The organism is Escherichia sp. MOD1-EC5189, assembly GCF_002966045.1.
Taxonomy (GTDB): domain Bacteria; phylum Pseudomonadota; class Gammaproteobacteria; order Enterobacterales; family Enterobacteriaceae; genus Escherichia; species Escherichia coli_F.
Map to the genome: position 1 here is coordinate 7,029 of NZ_PTRX01000021.1, position 21,683 is coordinate 28,711.

Here is a 21,683-nt window from a genome sequence, read left to right on the forward strand (position 1 = left end):
TCAGGAATGCCATTATGAGCCTGATTATTGATGTTATTTCGCGAAAAACATCCGTCAAACAAGCGCTGATTAATCCTGGCGACGTTACGGTTGTCATTTATGAGCCCTCTGTAGTGCAGGTTCATGCTCAGGCATCTGCCGTTGCGCGTTACGTCCGTGAAGGAAATGACCTGCTGATCTATATGCAAGACGGCACGGTGATCCGCTGCAACGGTTATTTCCTGCAAGCGGCAAATACCAGCGAACAATCTCAACTGGTGTTTGCCGATGGTCAACAGCTGACACATGTCACCTTTGCCGATACCGCCGCCGGTGGCTTAGCGCCCGTGGAGCTGACCGCTCAGACTACCGCAATTGAAAGCATTGCGCCGTATCTTGATACCGTCGCTCAGACCAGTGCCTTCCCGTGGGGATGGTTAGCGGGTGCCGCGGTAGGTGGTGGCGCGCTTGGCGCTTTACTGGCAAGCGGTGGTGATGATGACTCAAAAACTGAAGTGGTTAACAACCCACCGCCAGCCGAACCCGGCAATGCCACTCCATCGTTTTTGGTAACCGATAATCAGGGCGATCAACGCGGTATTCTTTCCGCCAACGATATCACCGATGACACTACGCCAACCTTTAGCGGCAGCGGACAGGCGGGGGCGACTATTCAGATTAAAGACAGTAACGGCAATACTATTGCCAGTACTCAGGTAGACAGTAACGGGCGCTGGAGCGTCGATTTACCCGCACAAAGCGCGGGCGAACATACCTGGTCAGTGGTGCAAATCGTCGGCAGCACCATTACTAACGCTGGGTCGATAACGTTAACCATCGACAATAGTCAGGCTGTCGTACAGGTTGCCACCACCGCAGGCGATAACATCATTAACGCCAGCGAACAGGCCGCCGGGTTTACGCTTTCTGGCACCAGTAGCCATCTGGCACAGGGAACAGAACTCACCGTCACGCTAAACGGCAAAACCTACACCACCAGCGTAGGCGCTAACGGCGCGTGGAGCGTGCAGGTGCCGACCGCCGACGCCCAGACATTAGGCGAAGGGAATCAGGCAGTGCTGGTCAGCGGGAAAGACGCCACAGGCAATACCGTCACTGGCGCGCAGCTGCTAACGGTCGATACCCAACCGCCAACGCTTGCCATCAACACTATCGCTCAGGACAACATCGTCAGTGCTGCGGAACATAACGCCGCGCTGGTACTGAGCGGCACTTCGAATGCAGAAGCGGGGCAAACAGTAACCCTGACCGTCAACGGGAAAAACCATTCAGCAACCGTCGGTAGCGACGGAACCTGGCAAGTGACGCTGCCTGCCACGGAGGTCCAGGCACTGGCGGAGGGGAACTACGCTGTCAATGCCAGTGTCAGCGATCGGGCAGGGAACACCACCAGCAACAGCGCGAATTTCACGGTAGACACCTCAGCACCCGTGGTCAGCGTTAACACCGTGGCGGGCGACGATATTCTTAATAATGCCGAGCAGGCCGTCGCGCAGATCATCTCCGGACAAGTCAGCGGTGCTTCTCCAGGCGATACGGTAACGGTGAAATTGGGCACTCATGTCCTGACGGGCATCGTGCTGGCAGATGGCAGCTGGAATGTGGCACTGGACCCGGCGGTAACCCGCACTTTAGCGCGTGGCCCTAACGATATTATCGTCACGGTGACCGATGCCGCCGGAAATACCGGTACAGCGACTCATAACATCACCCTGGCGGGCGTCGCGCCGCAAGTCGCGATAGATGCGATCAGCGGAGATAACGTACTGAATGCGTTGGAGTCTCAGCAGCCGCTAACGTTAAGCGGCACCAGCAATTTGCCCGATGGCGGTACAGTTAGCGTGACGTTGAATAATGTCACGTATAGCGCTCAGGTCAGCGGCGGCGTCTGGTCGCTGAGCGTTCCGGTGAGTGATGTTGTTAATCTTGCGAACACCAATTACACCGTCACTGCCAGCGCCACCGATGTGACCGGCAACACTGGCACCGCGCAGAGCAATTTGCTGGTCGATACGGTGCTGCCGCAGGTGATCATCAACACCTTTGCGGGCGACAACATTGTCAACAACGCCGAAGCGGGAGCAGATCAAACCCTGAGTGGCGTCGTCGTGGGCGCCGCGCAGGGCGATACGGTCACTATTGAACTGGGCGGCAATACTTACACGGCGACGGTGGGCAGTAATCTCACCTGGAGCGTGAGCGTTCCGTCGGCAGATTTACAGGCGCTGGGCGATGGTGCGTTAACCATTAACGCCTCTGTCACCAACGTGCATGGCAACACCGGCAGCAGTGCGCTTGATATCACCATCAGCGCCGGGCTGCCGGGGCTGCGCATTGACACCATCGCGGGCGATGATGTGATCAATGCCGTTGAGCAACAGCAAAACCTGATCATCACCGGTAGTAGTACTAATCTGCCCGTCGAAAGTGTGGTCACCGTTTTGCTCGGTGGCAAAAGCTACCTGGGGGTGACCGACAGCAGCGGCAACTGGCAGGTGGGCGTGCCTGCGGCAGATCTACAGGCGCTGACGCCGGGTACGATAGTAGTTAATGCCAGCGCAGCGGACCCCGCCGGGAACCCGGTTTCTATCGATCGCAACGTGGACGTTAATCCGGGCGCGGTGCTTATCACCATCAATACCGTCTCCGGCGATGACATTATCAATGCCGCAGAAAAAGGCGCGCCGTTAACGCTGACCGGCACCACGCAACTGGTGGAAACCGGGCAAACCGTGGTAGTGAAATTCGCCGGACAAACCTTTACCACCACCGTTCAGGCAGGTGGTGGCTGGAGCCTGACCATCCCCGCCAGCGCGGTGAGCAGCCTGGCAGACGGTGCGGCGGAAATCACTGCGACCGTCACTAATATCAGCGGTAACACAGGCGACACCTCCCGCACCATTACCGTCGACAGCCAGGCCCCGGCCTTAAGCATTGACTCGCTGACGGCTGATAACATCATCAACGCCGCCGAAAGCGGGCAGGATCTGCAAATTACGGGCACCACTGACGCTCAGCCGGGGCAGACGGTGACCGTTACGCTGAATGGGCAGACCTATCAGGGCGTCGTGCAGTCAGATGGCACCTGGAGCGTGACCGTTCCCGCCGCCAACGTTGGCGCACTGGCTGACGGCAACGCCACGGTGACCGCCAGCGTGAACGATATCGCTGGTAACCCGACCAGCGTCTCACGGGTGGCGCTGGTCGATGCCACGCCGCCGGTGGTGACCATTAATCCGGTGGCAACCGATAACGTCATTAACACGCCGGAACACACTCAGGCGCAAATCATCAGCGGCACGGTCACCGGCGCGCAGGCGGGCGATATTGTCACCGTTACGCTGAATGATGTGGATTACACCACAGTGGTGGATGCTTCCGGCAACTGGAGTCTGGGCGTTCCGGCCTCCGTTGTCAGCGGACTGGTGGACGGCAGTTATCCGATCAACGTTTCAGTGACTGATCGCGCCGGAAATACGGGTAGCCAGTCACTGACCGTCACGGTTGATACCGCCGCGCCGGTGATTGGCATTAACACTATCGCGGCCGATGATGTGATCAACGCCAGCGAAAAAGGGGCCGATGTTCAAATTACCGGCACCAGCGATCAGCCTGTTAATACCACCATCACCGTGACGCTGAACGGGCAAAATTACACCACTACAACCGACGCCTCCGGCAACTGGAGCGTCACCGTTCCGGCATCGGCGGTAACCGCACTGGGCCAGGCCAACTATACGGTAACGGCGGCGGTGACCAGCGATATCGGCAACAGCGCCACCGCCAGCCATAACGTGCTGGTCGACAGCGCGCTGCCCGGCGTGACCATTAACCCGGTGGCAACCGACGATATTATTAACGCCGCCGAAGCGGGCGTTGCGCAAACCATCAGCGGGCAGGTGACTGGAGCCGCCGTTGGCGACACGGTAACCGTTACGCTGGGCGGTAATACTTACAGCACCACCGTGCAGGCCGGTTTAAGCTGGAGCGTGAGCGTTCCGGCGGCAGATATTCAGGCGCTGGGTAATGGTGATTTAACGGTGAGCGCCTCGGTCACCAATCAAAACGGCAACACCGGCAGCGGCACACGGGACATCACCATTGACGCCAATCTGCCCGGTCTGCGGGTCGATACGGTGGCGGGTGATGATGTGGTCAATATCATCGAACACGGGCAGGCGCTGGTGGTCAGCGGCAGCAGCTCAGGGCTGGCTGAAGGCACCCCGCTTACAGTTACGATTAATAATGTGGAATACACCACTGCGGTGCAGGCCGATGGTAGCTGGAGCGTGGGCGTCACGGCGGCGCAGGTTAGCGCCTGGCCTGCGGGGACGGTGTCTATTGCTGTATCCGGGGAAAGTAGCGCCGGAAATCCGATAAGCATTACGCATCCGGTAACGGTGGATCTCACGCCGGCGGCGATCACAATCAACACCATCGCCACGGACGACGTGATTAACGCCGCAGAAAAAGGCGCTGATTTAACCCTTTCCGGCACCACCACTAATGTAGAGCCAGGACAAACCGTCACCGTCAACTTTGGCGGGAAAAATTACACCGCCAGCGTGGCGAGCGATGGTAGCTGGACTGCCACCGTTCCTGCCGCCGATCTGGCAGCATTACCTCAGGGCAGCGCCTCCGCGCAGGCCAGCGTCAGCAATATCAATGGCAATAGCGCCTCGGCGGTGCATAACTACAGCGTCGATAGCAGCGCGCCAACCATCATTATCAATACCGTCGCCAGCGACAATATCGTTAACGCCAGCGAAGCTGATACTGGCGTGACGGTGAGCGGCAGCACCACCGCTGAAGCGGGGCAGATTGTTACGGTAACGCTTAACAGCCCAACTGTGCAGACCTATCAGGCAACGGTACAGGCCGACGGCAGCTGGAGTATTAATATTCCGGCGGCAGACCTTGAGGCATTGACGGATGGCAGCCACACCCTGACCGCCACGGTCAATGACAAAGCGGGCAACCCGGCGAGCACCACGCATAATCTGGCGGTGGATCTCACCGTTCCGGTACTGACCATTAACACCATTGCGGGCGATGATATTATTAACGCCGCCGAACACGGGCAGGCGCTGGTGATTTCCGGTTCCAGCACCGGCGGAGAAGCGGGCGATGTCGTCACCGTCACGCTAAACAGTAAAACCTACACCACGACGCTGGATGCTTCCGGCAACTGGAGCGTCGGCGTTCCGGCTGCGGATGTCTCTGCGCTGGGCAGCGGCACGCAAACCGTGACGGCGACCGTTACCGATGTGGCTGGCAACAGCGACAACGAGACGCACACGGTCACCGTTAACCTTACCGCGCCGACCATTGGCATCAACCCCATTGCCAGCGATGACGTGATTAATGCCACGGAAAAAGGCGCGGATCTGCAAATTTCCGGCACCAGTAATCAGCCAACAGGCACCACAATTACGGTGACGCTGAACGGGCAAAATTACTCCGCCACGACGGACGCCGCAGGCAACTGGAGCACCACGGTGCCAGCCTCTGCCGTCGGTGCGCTGGGCGAAGCCAGTTACACGGTGACGGCGAACGTCACCGACAGCGCGGGCAACAGCAATTCCGCCAGCCATAACGTGCAGGTGAATACCGCGCTGCCTGGCGTCACCATTAATCCGGTAGCGACTGACGATATTATTAACGCTGCCGAATCGGGCGTGGCGCAGACTATCAGCGGCCAGGTGACGGGTGCGGCGGCGGGCGATACGGTTACCGTAACGCTTGGCGGGAAAACCTACACCGCTACCGTGCAGGGGAATTTAAGCTGGAGCGTGGATGTTCCGGCGGCGGATATTCAGGCTATCGGTAATGGCGAACTGACAGTTAATGCCTCGGTAACTAACGGCGTGGGTAATACCGGCAGCGGTGCGCGCGATATTGTGATAGATGCCAATCTGCCAGGTCTGCGCGTTGATACCGTGGCGGGCGATGATGTGGTTAACAGCATCGAGCACGGTCAGGCACTGGTGATAACCGGTAGCAGCAGCGGGCTGGCGGTGGGCGCGGCGCTGACGGTGGTGATTAACACGGTCACTTACGCTGCGACAGTATTAGCTGATGGCACATGGAGCCTTGGTGTTCCGGCAGCAGATGTGGGCAACTGGCCTGCGGGGACGGTGGATATCACGGTTTCAGGCGCCAGTAGCGCAGGAAACCCGGTCACCATCACCCATCCGGTCACCGTCGATCTGGCGGCGGTGGCGATCTCCATTAACACCGTTTCCGGCGACGATGTGATTAACGCCGCTGAAAAAGGGGCCGATTTAACCCTTTCCGGCAGCACTTCCGGCGTGGAAGCGGGGCAAACCGTCACCGTCACCTTTGGCGGCAAAACCTATACCGCTACCGTAGCGGGCGATGGCAGCTGGACAACCACCGTACCCGCCGCCGATCTCAGCGCGTTACGTGACGGCGACGCCACGGTACAGGCCAGTGTCAGCAATATTAACGGGAACACGGCTTCGGCAACCCACGCCTATAGCGTCGATGCCACGGCACCGACGCTTGCCATTAACACTATTGCCACAGACGATATTCTTAACGCCGCTGAGGCGGGCAATCCGTTAACCATCAGCGGCACCAGCACCGCCGAAGCGGGGCAAACGGTAACCGTCACGCTTAATGGTGTGGCTTACATCGGCACCGTTCAGGCGGGCGGTAGCTGGAGCGTCAGCGTGCCGACAACAGATCTCAGCAAACTGACCGCCAGCCCGTACACGGTCAGCGCCTCGGTAAGCGACAAAGCGGGTAACCCGGCGACCGCCACTCACGGCCTGGCGGTGGATCTCACCGTGCCAGTTTTAACCATTAACACCGTCTCCGGCGATGACATCATTAACGCCGCCGAACACGGACAGGCGCTTGTGATCTCCGGTTCCAGCACTGGCGGGGAAGCGGGCGATGTCATTACCATCACGTTAAACAGTAAAACCTACACTACCACGCTGGACGCCTCCGGCAACTGGAGCGTCGGAGTTCCGGCAGCAGACGTCACTGCGCTGGGCAGCGGCCCGCAAACCATCACTGCGGTTATTACCGATGCGGCAGGCAACAGCGATGATGCCAGCCGCACGCTCACCGTGAATCTCACCTCGCCAACCATTGGTATCAACACTATCGCCAGCGATGACGTGATTAACGCCACAGAAAAAGGCGCGGATCTGCAAATTACTGGCACCAGTAATCAGCCCGCAGGCACCACCATTACAGTGACGCTGAACGGACAAAATTACACCTCTACCACCGATAGCAGTGGCAACTGGAGCGCCACGGTGCCAGCGTCAGCGGTTAGCGCGTTGGGTGAAGCTAACTACACAGTAACCGCGAACGTCACCGATAGCGCGGGCAACAGTAATTCCGCCAGCCATAATGTGCTGGTCAACAGCGCCTTACCTGGCGTTACCATTAACGCAGTGGCAACCGATGACATTATTAATGCCGCCGAAGCGGGCAGTGCGCAAACCATCAGCGGGCAGGTGACGGGCGCGGCGGCGGGCGATACGGTCACCGTCACGCTGGGCGGCAACACCTACACCGCCACGGTGCAGGCTAATTTAAGCTGGAGCGTTAGCGTTCCGGCGGCGGATATTCAGGCGCTGGGTAACGGTTCTCTGACAGTTAACGCCTCGGTCACCAATGGCGTTGGCAACACGGGCAGCGGCTCGCGCGATATCACGATCGACGCCAATCTGCCTGGCCTGCGTGTCGATACCGTGGCGGGCGATGACGTTATTAACAGCATTGAGCACAGTCAGGCGCTGGTGATCACCGGGAGCAGCAGCGGATTAACGGTGGGAACCGCATTAACGGTTGTTATCAACAACGTCACTTACGCTGCCACGGTGTTAGCTGACGGTACATGGAACCTCGGCGTTCCGGCGGCAGACGTCAGCAACTGGCCTGCGGGTACGGTGGATATCACGGTAAGCGGCACCAACAGCGCCGGAACAACCTCCACCATTACCCATCCGGTTACCGTCGATCTGGCGGCGGTCGCCATAACCATTAACACTCTCTCCGGCGATGATGTGATCAATGCCGTCGAAAAAGGCGAAACGCTGGTGGTGAGCGGCAGTACCAGCGGTGTAGAAGCCGGGCAGACGGTGACCGTCACCTTTGGCGGCAAAAATTACACCACCACTGTGGAAGCCAACGGTAGCTGGACGGTGAATGTGCCGCCTGCCGATCTCGCTGCGTTGCCGGACGGCGCGGGCAACGTGCAGGCGAGTGTCAGCAACATTAACGGCAACAGCGCCCAGGTCGATCGCGCGTACAGCGTCGATGCCACCGCGCCGCTTGTGACCATCAACACCATCGCCAGCGACGATATTCTCAACGTGAGTGAAGCGGGCGCGGGGATAACCATCAGCGGCACCACCACGGCGCTGGCCGGGCAGACGCTGACTGTCACGCTCAATAACAACACGTACCAGACTACCGTCCAGGCCGATGGCACCTGGAGTGTGAACGTTCCGGCGACAGATTTAAGCGGATTAACCGCCAGCAGTTATACCGTGACCGCCACGGTGAGCGACAAAGCGGGTAACCTGGTAAGCACAGACCACGCGCTGGCGGTGGACGTTACTGCGCCGGATCTCACCATTAACACCGTCGCGGGCGATGACATTATCAACGCCATCGAACACGGGCAGGCGCTGGTGGTGAGCGGAACCAGTACGGGCGCGGCGGCAGGCGATGTGGTGACCGTCACGCTGAACGGTAAAAACTACACCACCACGCTGGACGCCTCCGGTAACTGGAGTGTGGGTATTCCAGCGGCGGATGTCACGGCGCTGGCGACCGGCAGCCAGACCATCACCGCCAGCCTGAGCGATCGCGCGGGCAACAGCGACAGCACGACTCACGATGTGACCGTTGATCTTAGCGGCCCGACGCTGACCATTAACACCGTCTCCGGCGATGACATCATTAATAATGCGGAGAAAACCCAGGATCTGACCATCAGCGGCGGCTCCAGCGGTCTGGCGACCGGCACCACGGTCACCGTGATGTTGAACGGCCTGGCGTACAGCGCCACCACCGACGGCTCCGGCAACTGGAGCGTTACCGTGCCGGCTTCGGCGGTCGGCGCACTGGGCGAGGCGGTTTATTCGATTAGCGCCAGCGCCACCGACAGCGCGGGAAACAGCGGCAGTACCACCCATACGGTAAATGTCGAATCACTCCTGCCTGGGGTGATTATTAATACCGTGGCGGGCGATGACATTATCAACGCCGCTGAAATCGCCGTTAACCAGACCCTCAGCGGACAGGTTACGGGGACGGCAGCAGCAGGAGATTCGGTCACTGTCACGCTCGGCGGTAATCAATACATTGCCACCGTGCAGCCAGATTTAAGCTGGAGCGTCAGCGTGCCTGCGGCAGATTTGCAGGCGCTGGGTAACGGTGAACTGACCATCAGCGCCTCGGTGACTAATTCTGCAAATAATACTGGCACCGCAACGCACGACATCGTGATAGACGCCAATCTGCCAGGCCTGCGAGTCGATACCGTGGCAGGCGATGATGTGATTAACAGCATTGAGCACACTCAGGCACTGGTGGTCACCGGCAGTAGTACCGGACTGGCGGCGGGCGCGGCGTTGACGGTGGTTATCAATAGCGTCACCTACGGCGCAACGGTACTCGCCGATGGCACCTGGAGCGTCGGCGTTCCGGCAGCGGACGTGGCTAACTGGCCTGCGGGGACGGTCAATATTGCCGTCTCTGGCACCAATACCGCAGGAACCACAACCAGCATTACTCATCCGGTCACCGTCGATCTTGCGGCCGTGGCGATTACCATCAACACCCTTTCCACTGACGATGTGATAAACGCCGCCGAGAAAGGCACTGATTTGCAGCTTTCCGGCACCACCTCCGGCGTGGAAGCGGGGCAGACTATTACCGTTATTTTCGGTGGCAAAAGCTACACCACCACGGTTGCCGCGGATAATACCTGGGGGCTGACGATCCCAGCAGCCGATCTCGCAACCTTGCCGGATGGCGCAGCAAACATCCAGGCCAGCGTCAGCAACGTCGCGGGTAACAACGCCCAGGCTACGCATGTTTATAGCGTCGATGCCACCGCGCCCTCCGTTACTATCAACACCATCGCCAGCGACGATATTCTTAATGCCGCCGAAGCGGGATCGGCGCTGACCATCAGCGGCACCAGCACCGCAGAAGCCGAGCAGACAGTGACCGTGACGCTAAACGGCATCAATTACAGCGGCAACGTGCAGGCAGACGGGAGCTGGAGCGTCAGCGTACCAACTGGCGATTTAGCCGACCTTACCGCCAGCCCCTATACGGTGAGCGCGGCGGTCAGCGACAAAGCGGGCAACCCAACCTCGGCAACGCATAACCTGACGGTGGATCTTGCCGCTCCGGTCGTCACCATTAACACGGTAGCGGGCGATGACATCATTAACGCCACGGAACATGCTCAGGCGCAGATTATCAGCGGCTCGGCAACGGGCGCGACGACGGGTAACACGGTTTCCGTGACGATTGGCACGACCACCTACACCACCGTGCTGGACGCCAACGGCAACTGGAGCATCGGCGTGCCTGCCAGCGTGATTTCCGCGCTGGCCCAGGGCGATGTGACCATTACCGCCACGGTTACCGACTCCGCAGGCAACAGCGGCACGGCCTCGCACACTGTCAGCGTGGCGCTCGGTACACCGATACTCGCCATTAACACCATCGCCGTCGATGACATCATCAACGCCACGGAGAAAGTCGCGGATCTGTCGATTTCCGGCACCAGCAACCAGCCTGCGGGCACGCAGGTAACTGTTACGCTCAACGGGCAAAATTACACCACCACTGCCGATGCTTCCGGGAACTGGAGCGTGACTGTTCCGGCGTCTGCGGTTGGTACGCTCGGTGAAGCGACTTATACGGTGACTGCCGCCGCAACCGATGTTGATGGCAATAGCGGTTCCGCCAGCCATAACGTGCAGGTTAATACCGCGCTACCGGGCGTCACCATTAACGTTGTGGCAACGGACGATATTATTAACGCCGCCGAAGCGGGGGCAACTCAAACTATCAGCGGGCTGGTCACGAGGGCCGCGGCGGGCGATACGGTGACCGTGACGCTCGGTGGGGCGACTTACACCGCTACGGTACAGGCAGACTTAAGCTGGAGTGTCGATGTTCCGGCTTCGGCGTTACAGGCGTTGGGCAACGGAGAGCTGACCATTTCGGCTTCGGTAACGAACAGCGTAGGCAATACCGGTAACGGCACGCGCGAAATCACCATAGACGCGAATCTCCCCGGTCTGCGGGTCGATACCGTGGCGGGCGATGATGTGGTCAACATTATCGAGCACAGTCAGGCGCTGGTGATTACCGGCAGCAGCTCTGGGCTGGCGGTGGGTAGCAATGTCACGCTGACCATTAACGGGCAAACCTATGTTGCGGCAGTGCTGGCGGATGGCACCTGGAGCGTCGGCGTTCCGGCGGTGGATGTCAGCGCCTGGCCTGCGGGGGCGGTGACGATTACGGCGAGCGGCAGCACTACAGCCGGAAACCCGGTGAGCGTTACGCATCCGGTGACAGTCGATCTCTCGGCGGTGGCGGTCAGCATCAACGCCATTACCGCCGATGATGTGATTAACGCCGCTGAAAAAGGCGCGGCATTAACGCTCTCCGGCAGCACCTCTGGCGTGGAGGCCGGGCAAACGGTCACCGTGACCTTTGGCGGTAAAACCTATATTGCAAGTGTCGCGGCGAATGGTTCCTGGAGCACCACGGTTCCGGCGGCGGATATGGCAGCCCTGCGTGATGGTGATGCCAGCGCACAGGCCAGCGTCAGCAACGTTAACGGCAACAGTGCCACCACTACCCACGCTTACAGCGTCGATGCCAGCGCGCCAACGGTGACCATTAACGCTATTGCGGGTGACGATATTCTTAACGCCGCCGAAGCGGGTACGGCGCTGACCATCACCGGCAGCAGCACGGCGGAAGCCGGGCAGACGGTGACCGTCACGCTCAATGGCGCAAATTATACCGGCACGGTGCAAACAGACGGTAGCTGGAGCGTCAGCGTGCCGCCTTCAGCGTTAAGCGCCCTGACCGCCAGCAACTACACCGTCAGCGCGGCGGTGAGCGACAAAGCCGGAAACCCGGCCTCCGCTAACCATAACCTGACGGTGGATACATCCGTTCCGGTCGTCACCATCAACACGGTGGCGGGCGATGATGTAATCAACGCGACGGAACACGCCCAGGCGCAGATCATCAGCGGCTCCGCCACGGGTGCGGCAACCGGTAGCACCGTGACGGTGACTATCGGCACAAACACCTTTACCACCGTGCTGGACGCCAGCGGTAACTGGAGCGTCGGCGTACCGTCGAGCGTCGTCTCGGCGCTGGCGAACGGCACGGTGACCATTAACGCCAGCGTCACCGACGCCGCCGGAAACAGCGGCAACGCCACGCATCAGGTGGCGGTCAATACCGGGCTGCCGTCAATTACCTTTAACGCCATCAGCGGCGATAACGTCCTGAATGCCGATGAAAAAGGCCAGCCGTTGACCATCAGCGGTAGCAGTACGGGGCTGGCGACAGGCGCACAGGTTACCGTCACGCTCAACGGTCATAACTACAGCGCCACCACCGACGCGGCGGGCAACTGGACCTTAACCGTTCCGGTCAGCGATCTGGCGGCTCTAGGCCAGGCCAACTATACCGTCAGCGCCAGTGCCACCAGTACGGTGGGTAACACTGCCAGCAGCCAGGCGAATTTGCTGGTCGACAGCGGCCTGCCAGGCGTCACCATCAATACCGTGGCGGACGACGATATTATCAACGCCGCCGAAGCCGGGGCCGATCAAACCATCAGCGGGGGGGTGACCCGCGCCGCCGCTGGCGATACGGTTACTGTGACGCTGGGCGGCAACACTTACACCACCACGGTACAGGGCAACTTAAGCTGGAGCGTCACCGTTCCGGCAGCCGATCTCCAGGCGCTGGGAAATGGTGATTTGACCATTACCGCCTCGGTCACCAACGCGAATGGCAACACCGGTAGCGGCACGCGGGATATCACCATTGATGCCAACTTGCCGGGGCTGCGCGTGGATACCGTGGCGGGCGATGATATCGTCAACAGCATCGAGCATGGTCAGGCACTGGTGATCACTGGTGGCAGTAGTGGCCTGAATGCAGGTGCTGTGCTGACGGTTACCATCAACAGTGTGGCTTATTCTGCCACGGTACAGGCAGACGGGAGCTGGAGCGTCGGCATTCCGGCGGCAAACGTCAGCGCCTGGCCTGCGGGGCCGTTAGCCGTTGACGTAACAGGCCAGAGCAGCGCCGGAAACCCGGTCAGCGTCAGCCATCCGTTCACCGTCGATTTAACGGCGGTGGCAATCAGCATCAACACCGTTGCCAGCGACGACGTGATTAACGCCGCCGAAAAAGGCACCAATCTGACCCTTTCTGGCAGCACCAGCGGAATTGAAAGTGGGCAAACCGTTACCGTCACTTTTGGCGGCAAAACCTACACCGCCAGCGTCGCCGCCAACGGAAGCTGGAGCGTAACGGTTCCGGCGGCAGATCTGGCAACCTTGCCAGACGGCGCGGCGAACGTGCAGGCCAGTGTCAGCAGCGCGAGCGGCAACAGTGCCTCGGCGACCCATGCGTACAGCGTTGACGCCAGCGCGCCGACGCTCACCATTAACACCATCGCCAGCGATGACATCCTTAACGCCACGGAGGCGGGAAACCCGCTCACCATCAGCGGCACCAGCACCGCCGAAACCGGGCAGACGGTCACCGTCACCCTTAACGGCGCAACTTACACCGGTAATGTACAGGAGGACGGTAGCTGGAGCGTCAGCGTTCCCACTTCAGCCCTGGTCGCGCTCACCGCAAGCAATTACACCGTCAGCGCCACGGTCAACGACAAAGCGGGCAACCCCGGCAGCGCCAGCCATAATCTGGCGATAGACACCACCGCGCCGGTTCTCACCATTAACACCGTGGCGGGCGATGACATCCTTAACGACGCCGAACACGCCCAGGCGCTGGTGATCTCCGGTACCAGCACGGGCGGGGAAGCGGGCGATGTGGTGAGCGTTGTGCTCAATGGCAAAACGTATACCACGACGCTGGATGCCTCCGGCAACTGGAGCGTTGGCGTTCCAGCAGCGGATGTTGCGGCACTCAGTAGCGGCGCACAGACCATCACCGCCAGCGTCAGCGATCGGGCGGGCAACAGCGACGAGGCCAGCCGAACCGTCACCGTTAACCTCACCGCGCCAGCGATTAGCATCAACACCATCGCGGGCGATGACGTGATCAACGCGACGGAAAAAGGATCGAATCTGGCGCTTTCCGGCACCAGCGATCAGCCTGCGGGCACGGCGATCACCGTCACGCTGAATGGACAAAACTACAGCGCCACCACCGATGCCTCCGGCAACTGGAGCGTCACCGTGCCCGCCTCGGCGGTCAGTGCGCTGGGCGAAGCCACCTACAGCGTGACGGCGAGCGTCACCAACGCCCAGGGCAACAGCAGTACTGCCAGCCATAATGTGCAGGTCAATACCGCGCTGCCAGGCGTCACCATTAATCCGGTGGCGACGGACGACATTATCAATGCCGCCGAAGCGGGTAGCGCACAAACCATCAGCGGCCAGGTAACCGGGGCGGCGGCGGGCAGCACCGTCACCGTTGAACTGGGCGGTAAAACTTACACCGCCACCGTGCAGGCTGATTTAAGCTGGAATGTGAGCGTGCCTGCCGCTGACTGGCTGGCGCTGGGTAACGGTGAATTAACCGTTAATGCCTCGGTAACCAACGCCGTTGGCAACACCGGCAGCGGCACGCGCGATATCACCATCGATGCCAGTCTGCCTGGTCTGCGGGTGGATACCGTCGCAGGCGATGATGTGGTCAATATCATCGAACACGGTCAGGCACAGGTGATCACCGGGAGCAGCTCCGGCTTTACGGCAGGCACGGCGCTGACCGTGGTGATAAATAACCAAACTTATGCCGCCACGGTGTTGGCGAACGGCAGCTGGAGCGTCGGCGTTCCGGCGGCGGATGTCAGTAACTGGCCTGCGGGAACGCTGAATATTACCGTTAGCGGGGCGAACAGTGCCGGAACGCAAACCAGCATTACCCATCCGCTGACCGTTGATCTCACTACCGTTGCCATCAGCATTAACGCTATTACCCCTGATGATGTGATTAACGCCGCCGAAAAAGGCGCGGCGCTAACGCTTTCCGGCAGCACGTCCGGCGTCGAAGCGGGGCAAACCGTTACTATTACCTTTGGCGGCAAAACCTACACCACCACGGTGGCGGCAAACGGTAGCTGGAGCACCACCGTTCCGACTGCGGATTTGGCGGCTTTGCGTGACGGCGATGCCAGCGCCCAGGTGCGGGTGACTAACGTCAACGGCAACAGCGCCACGGCAACGCATGAATACAGCGTCGATAGCGCCGCGCCAACGGTGACCATCAACACCATTGCCAGCGATAACATCATCAACGCCAGCGAAGCGGCGGCGGGCGTGACGGTTTCCGGCACCAGCACGGCGGAAACCGGGCAAACGCTCACCGTCACGCTAAACGGCACTAACTACCAGACCACGGTGCAGGCAGACGGCAGCTGGAGCTTAACGCTGCCTGCCAGTGACTTAACCGCACTTGCCAATAACGGCTACACCCTGACTGCCACGGTCAGCGATCTGGCGGGTAACCCTGGCAGCGCCAGCAAAGGCGTCACCGTCGATACCACCGCGCCCGTCATCAGCTTCAACACCGTGGCGGGTGATGATGTGATTAATAACGTCGAACACGCTCAGGCGCAGATTATCAGCGGCACCGCCACGGGCGCGGTGGCGGGTGACCGCCTGGTGGTGACCATCGCCGGGCAGCAGTATGTCACCAGCACCGATGCCAGCGGCAACTGGAGCGTTGGCGTGCCAGCCAACGTGGTTTCCGGCCTTGCAGATGGCACGGTGACCATCAGCGCCACCATCACCGACAGCGCAGGCAACAGCAGCACGCAGACGCACAACGTGCAGGTCAATACGGCGGTGGTGTCGCTCTCAGTCAGCACCATCAGTGGCGATAATATTATTAACGCCGCCGAAGCAGGCAGTGCGCTGACCCTGAGCGGCACCGGAACGAACTTTGCCGCAGGCACGGTGGTGACCGTGTTGCTTAACGGCAAAGGCTACAGCGCTACCATTCAGAACAACGGGAGCTGGAGTGTGAACGTGCCTGCGGCGGACGTTGCAGCACTGGCGGATGGCACCAGCTACACGGTTAGCGCCTCCGCCCAGGACAGCGCAGGAAACAGCGCCACGGCCTCGCGCAGCGTGGCGGTGGATCTCACCGCACCGGTTATCAACATTAATACCGTTTCGACGGATGACCGACTCAACGCCGCCGAACAGCAGCAGCCGTTAACCCTTAACGGCTCGACCAGCGCGGAAGTGGGGCAGACGGTCACTGTCACCTTTGGCGGCAAAACCTATACCGCTACGGTTGCCGCCAATGGCACCTGGGCGCTGAACGTGCCTGCGGCGGATCTGGCAGCACTCGGGCAAGGCGCGCAGACCATTACCGCCAGCGTGAACGATCGCGCCGGTAACCCCGGTCAAACCACGCACGCCCTGACTGTTGACACCGTTGCGCCGACGGTCACCATCGCCACCGTTGCGGGTGACGATATTATCAACAACGCCGAGCAGCTTGCCGGGCAGACCATCAGCGGCACCACCACCGCCGAAGTGGGTCAGACGGTCACTGTTACCTTTAACGGGCAAACCTGGACCGCAACGGTTGGCAGCGGCGGAAGCTGGTCGGTATTTATTCCGGCGCAGCAGTTTTCCGGATTAAGCGACGGCAGCTACACCATCAGCGCGACGGTCAGCGATCAGGCCGGAAACCCCGGCAGCGCCAGCCGTGGCGTGACCCTCAATGGCGACGTGCCAACCGTCACCATCAACACCTTTGCGGGCGATGATGTAGTGAACGCGGCGGAACACGGCGCGTCTTTGGTGATCAGCGGCACCACCACCGCCCCAGTCGGGCAGACGCTGACTCTGACCTTAAACGGTAAAACCTACACCACTACGGTGCAGACCGGTGGTAGCTGGAGCTACACCCTCGGCAGCGCCGATGTCACCGCGCTGGCGGACGGCAATGCCTATGTGATTAACGCTTCGGTGAGCAATGCCATTGGCAACATCGGTAGCAGCAATCACACCATTACCGTCGATCTCAGCGCCCCGGCGATGGGCATTAATATTGATTCCCTGCAAGCCGACACTGGCCTTAGCGCCAGCGACTTTATCACCAGCGTCAGCCCGGTGGTGGTCAACGGCTCACTCACCGCCGCGCTTGCCAGTAACGAGACGGTGCAAATCAGTATCGACGGCGGTGTAACCTGGAGCACGCTTACCGTTACTGGCACGACCTGGCGCTATAACGATAGCCGCACGCTGACCGATGGTAACTATCTCTATCAGGTGCGGGTGATTGATGCGGCGGGCAACGTCGGGGCGACTGATAGCCAGAATGTGGTGATCGACACTACTGCGCCAGATCCCGCGGTGAAAACCATCGCCATTAGCACGATCACCACCGATACAGGTCTGATTACTAATGATTTTGTCACCAGCGACACGACGCTTGCGGTGAGTGGTACGCTCGGCGCGGCGCTCTCTGCTGGTGAGTTTGCGCAAATCAGTATCGATGGCGGCACCACCTGGCAGAATCTGGCGGTAAATGGATTAACCTGGACTTATCTTGACGGGCGCACGCTGACCGACGGTAACTACAACTATCAGGTACGGGTGATCGACACCGCCGGAAATATCGGCGCGACCGCCAGCCAGATAGTCACCGTGGACACCACCGCGCCGCTGGCGAGCAAAACCATCGTCATTGCGGGCATCAGCGATGACACCGGGTTAAGCAGCAGCGATTTTGTGACCCGTGACACTACGCTGACCGTGCGCGGGACGCTCGGCGCGGCGCTGGCGGCAGATGAACGGGCGCAAATCAGCCTCGACGGCGGTGTCACCTGGACTACGTTAACCGTTATTGGCACCAGCTGGAGCTATGCCGATAGTCGCACGCTCACCGACGGCACCTGGAACTACACGGTGCGGGTGGTGGATCTGGCGGGGAATGTCGGGCAGACCGCGACGCAAAACGTGGTGGTTGACACCATCAGCCCGGAAGCGGCGAAAAGCATCACTATTACCGGTATCAGCGATGACACCGGAGCCAGCAGCAGCGATTTTATTACCAGCGACACCACGCTTACCGTGCGCGGCGTGCTGGGCGCGGCGCTCGGCGCTAATGAGTTCGCGCAAATCAGTACCGACAACGGCGCAACCTGGGTGAACGTGACCGTTGCCGCAGACGGTCTGAACTGGACATATGTGGACGGGCGTACGCTGACCAACGGCACCACCACCTGGCAGGTGCGGGTGGTTGATTTAGCGGGCAACGTTGGCGCAACCGGCAGCCAGTCGGCGCAGATTGACACCGTTAACCCGGCGCAGGTGCTCACCATCGCCAGCATCAGCACCGATACGGGGAGTTCGGCCACCGACTTTATCACCAGCGATACCACGCTCACGCTGACCGGTTCGCTGGGGGCGGGGCTTGCCAGCGGCGAAGTGGCGCAGATTAGCCTCGATGGCGGCGCGACCTGGACCACGCTCACCACCAACGGTACGCAGTGGACTTACACTGACAGCCGCACGCTGACCGACGGCAGCTACGTTTATCAGGTACGGGTGCTGGATCTGGCGGGAAATACAGGCCCGGTGGTATCGAAAACGGTGGTGGTCGATACGATTAACCCCACCGCCACGCCGACCATTGTGTCGTATACCGATGATGTCGGGCAGCGGCAGGGGACGTTTAGCAATTCGCAGGCCACCGACGACACCACGCCGTTGCTCATTGGCGTGCTCTCTGCGCCGCTTGCCAGCGGTGAAGTAGTTTACCTCTACCGTAACGGTCTGCTGTTAGGTGCGGTAACGATGGTCGGCGCGCTGAACTGGACTTACAGCGACAGTGGTCTGGTCAGCGGTGCCTATACCTACAGTGCGCGTGTGGTGGATCTGGCGGGGAATATCACCTCCTCCAGCGATTTTGTTCTGACGGTCGATACCTCAATTCCGACGACGCTTGCGCAAATCACCAATCAAACTACGCGCGATACCACGCCGATTATCAGCGGCGTACTCACCGCGGCACTCGCCAGCGGGCAGTATGTTGAAGTGGTGATCAACGGCAAAACCTACACCTCGCAGCCGGGCGGTGCGGTGGTGGTCGATCCGGCGCACAACACCTGGTATGTGCAACTGCCGGATACCGACGCGCTGGCGGCGTCTGCGACCGCCTATAACGTCACCGCGCAGGTGAAAAGCTCGGCGGGTAACGGCAACACTGCCAACGTCAGCACTGGCACGGTAACGGTTAACGCAGCGATTGATTACACACCGACCTGGACCACCGCCAGCAAATCCACCGCATGGGGGCTGACCTACGGCCTCGACACACACGGGATGTGGACAGTGCTGGCCAACCAGCAAATTATGCAATCCACCGATCCGCTCACCTGGTCGAAAACCGCCCTGACGCTGGTGCAAAGTGGCAACAACTATGCCACCAGCTCCATCGCCGATTACAACCGTAACGGTACGGGCGATCTGTTTATTACTCGCGATGACTACGGCACGGGGTATATCAACGGCTTTACCAATAACGGCGATGGTACGTTTTCCAGCGCCATCCAGGTGAACGTTGGCACCCTGACGTGGTATGGCTCGATTGTGGCGTTCGATAAAGAGGGCGACGGTTATCTTGATTTCTGGATTGGCGACGCCGGTGGACCGGACTCTAATACCTTCCTGTGGAACAACGCCGGCACCCTGACAGGCAACTCCACCACCGCTAATAACGGGGGGAGTGCTACGGTCGGTGGGGCGGTAACCGGTTATCTGTCACTCAACGAAGGTTCCGGTGTCGATCTCAATAATGACGGCAGAATTGATCTGGTTCAGCACACTTTCAACCTGAACAACAACTTCACCCTCTCATCGTTGATAAGTCAGGGCAATGGCACCTTCGTCTGGGGACAAAACACCGTCAATACTTTCCTCAGTAGTCCCGGCTCGGGGGGGAACTCGACATCCGTTTCCATGACATGGGCCGATTTCGATGGTGACGGCGATATGGATCTCTTCCTGCCCGCCAGCCAGGGAAGAGCTAACTACGGCTCGCTGTTATTCAACACCAACGGCGTGCTGGGTAGCCCGGTGGCGGTCGGCGCGACGGCAACCACCTACGCCAGTCAATTCAGCCTGGCCGTCGACTGGGATCATGACGGGTTAATGGACATCGCCCGTATCGCCCAGACCGGACAGTCGTATCTTTATACTAACGTCAGCAGCGCCAGTAACTGGACACAATCGGCACTCGGTGGCAGCCAGAGCGGCACCACCAGCGGCGTGGCGGCAATGGACTACGACTGGGACGGCGCGGTGGATGTGCTGGTAACCAAACAGTCGGGCAGCGTGTTCCTGATCCGTAACACTAACACGGTGAGCTACGGCACCTCGCTGCACCTGCGTATCACCGATCCCAACGGTATTAACATCTATTACGGCAATACCGTGAAGCTGTACAACTCGGCGGGTGTGCTGGTGGCGACACAAATCATCAACCCGCAGTCGGGAATGGGCGTTAACGACACCTCGGCGCTGGTCAACTTCTACGGACTTAACGCGGGAGAAACCTACAACGCGGTGCTGATCAAATCCACCGGCACTACCGCCAGCAATATCGACCAGACGGTGAATACCAGCTGGGGCGGCTTACAGGCCACCGATGCTACTCACGCTTACGACCTCAGTGCTGAAGCGGGTACGGCGAGCAACAACGGCAAGTTTGTCGGCACTGGCTATAACGACACCTTCTTCGCCACCGCAGGCACCGACACCTACGACGGTTCCGGCGGCTGGGTGTACAGTTCCGGCACAGGAACCTGGCTGGCGAACGGCGGCATGGACGTGGTCGATTTCCGTCTCTCAACGGTGGGCGTCACCGCTAACTTAAGCGTTACCACCGCACAGGCCACCGGTTTTAATACCTCGACATTTACCAATATCGAAGGGATTTCCGGCTCGAATTTTAATGACACTCTGACCGGCAGCAGCGGCGATAACCAACTGGAAGGGCGCGGCGGCAACGACACGCTCAACATCGGCAACGGCGGCCATGACACCTTGCTCTATAAACTGCTCAGCGCCAGTGACGCCACCGGCGGCAACGGTTCGGACGTGGCGAATGGCTTTACGGTAGGCACCTGGGAAGGCACCGCCGACACCGATCGCATTGATATTCGTGAACTGTTACAGGGCAGCGGCTACACCGGAAACGGCAAAGCCAGCTATGTCAACGGTGTGGCAACGCTGGATGCCCAGGCCGGAAACATCGGTGATTTTGTCAAAGTCACCCAGAGCGGCAGCGACACCATCGTGCAGATCGACCGTGACGGCACGGGCGGCGGCTTTGCGACAACTAACGTGGTCACGCTGACGGGCGTGCATACCGACCTCGCCACCTTACTGGCGAATCATCAGTTGATGGTGGTGTAG

The 21,683-nt window shown here is 60.0% G+C and carries 1 protein-coding gene; it reads left to right on the forward strand.

Annotated features, from left to right (window positions below):
* Positions 1–14: 14 nt before the first annotated feature.
* Complete coding sequence (gene siiEA / locus ATB02_RS17530) at positions 15–21,683, forward strand: BapA-related adhesin SiiEA (protein ID WP_105271977.1); 21,669 nt, start codon at positions 15–17, stop codon at positions 21,681–21,683.

Excerpts from the sequence above, each read along its gene's own strand:
- siiEA (WP_105271977.1), top strand. The coding sequence starts at position 15 with ATGAGCCTGATTATTGATGTTATTTCGCGAAAAACATCCGTCAAACAA.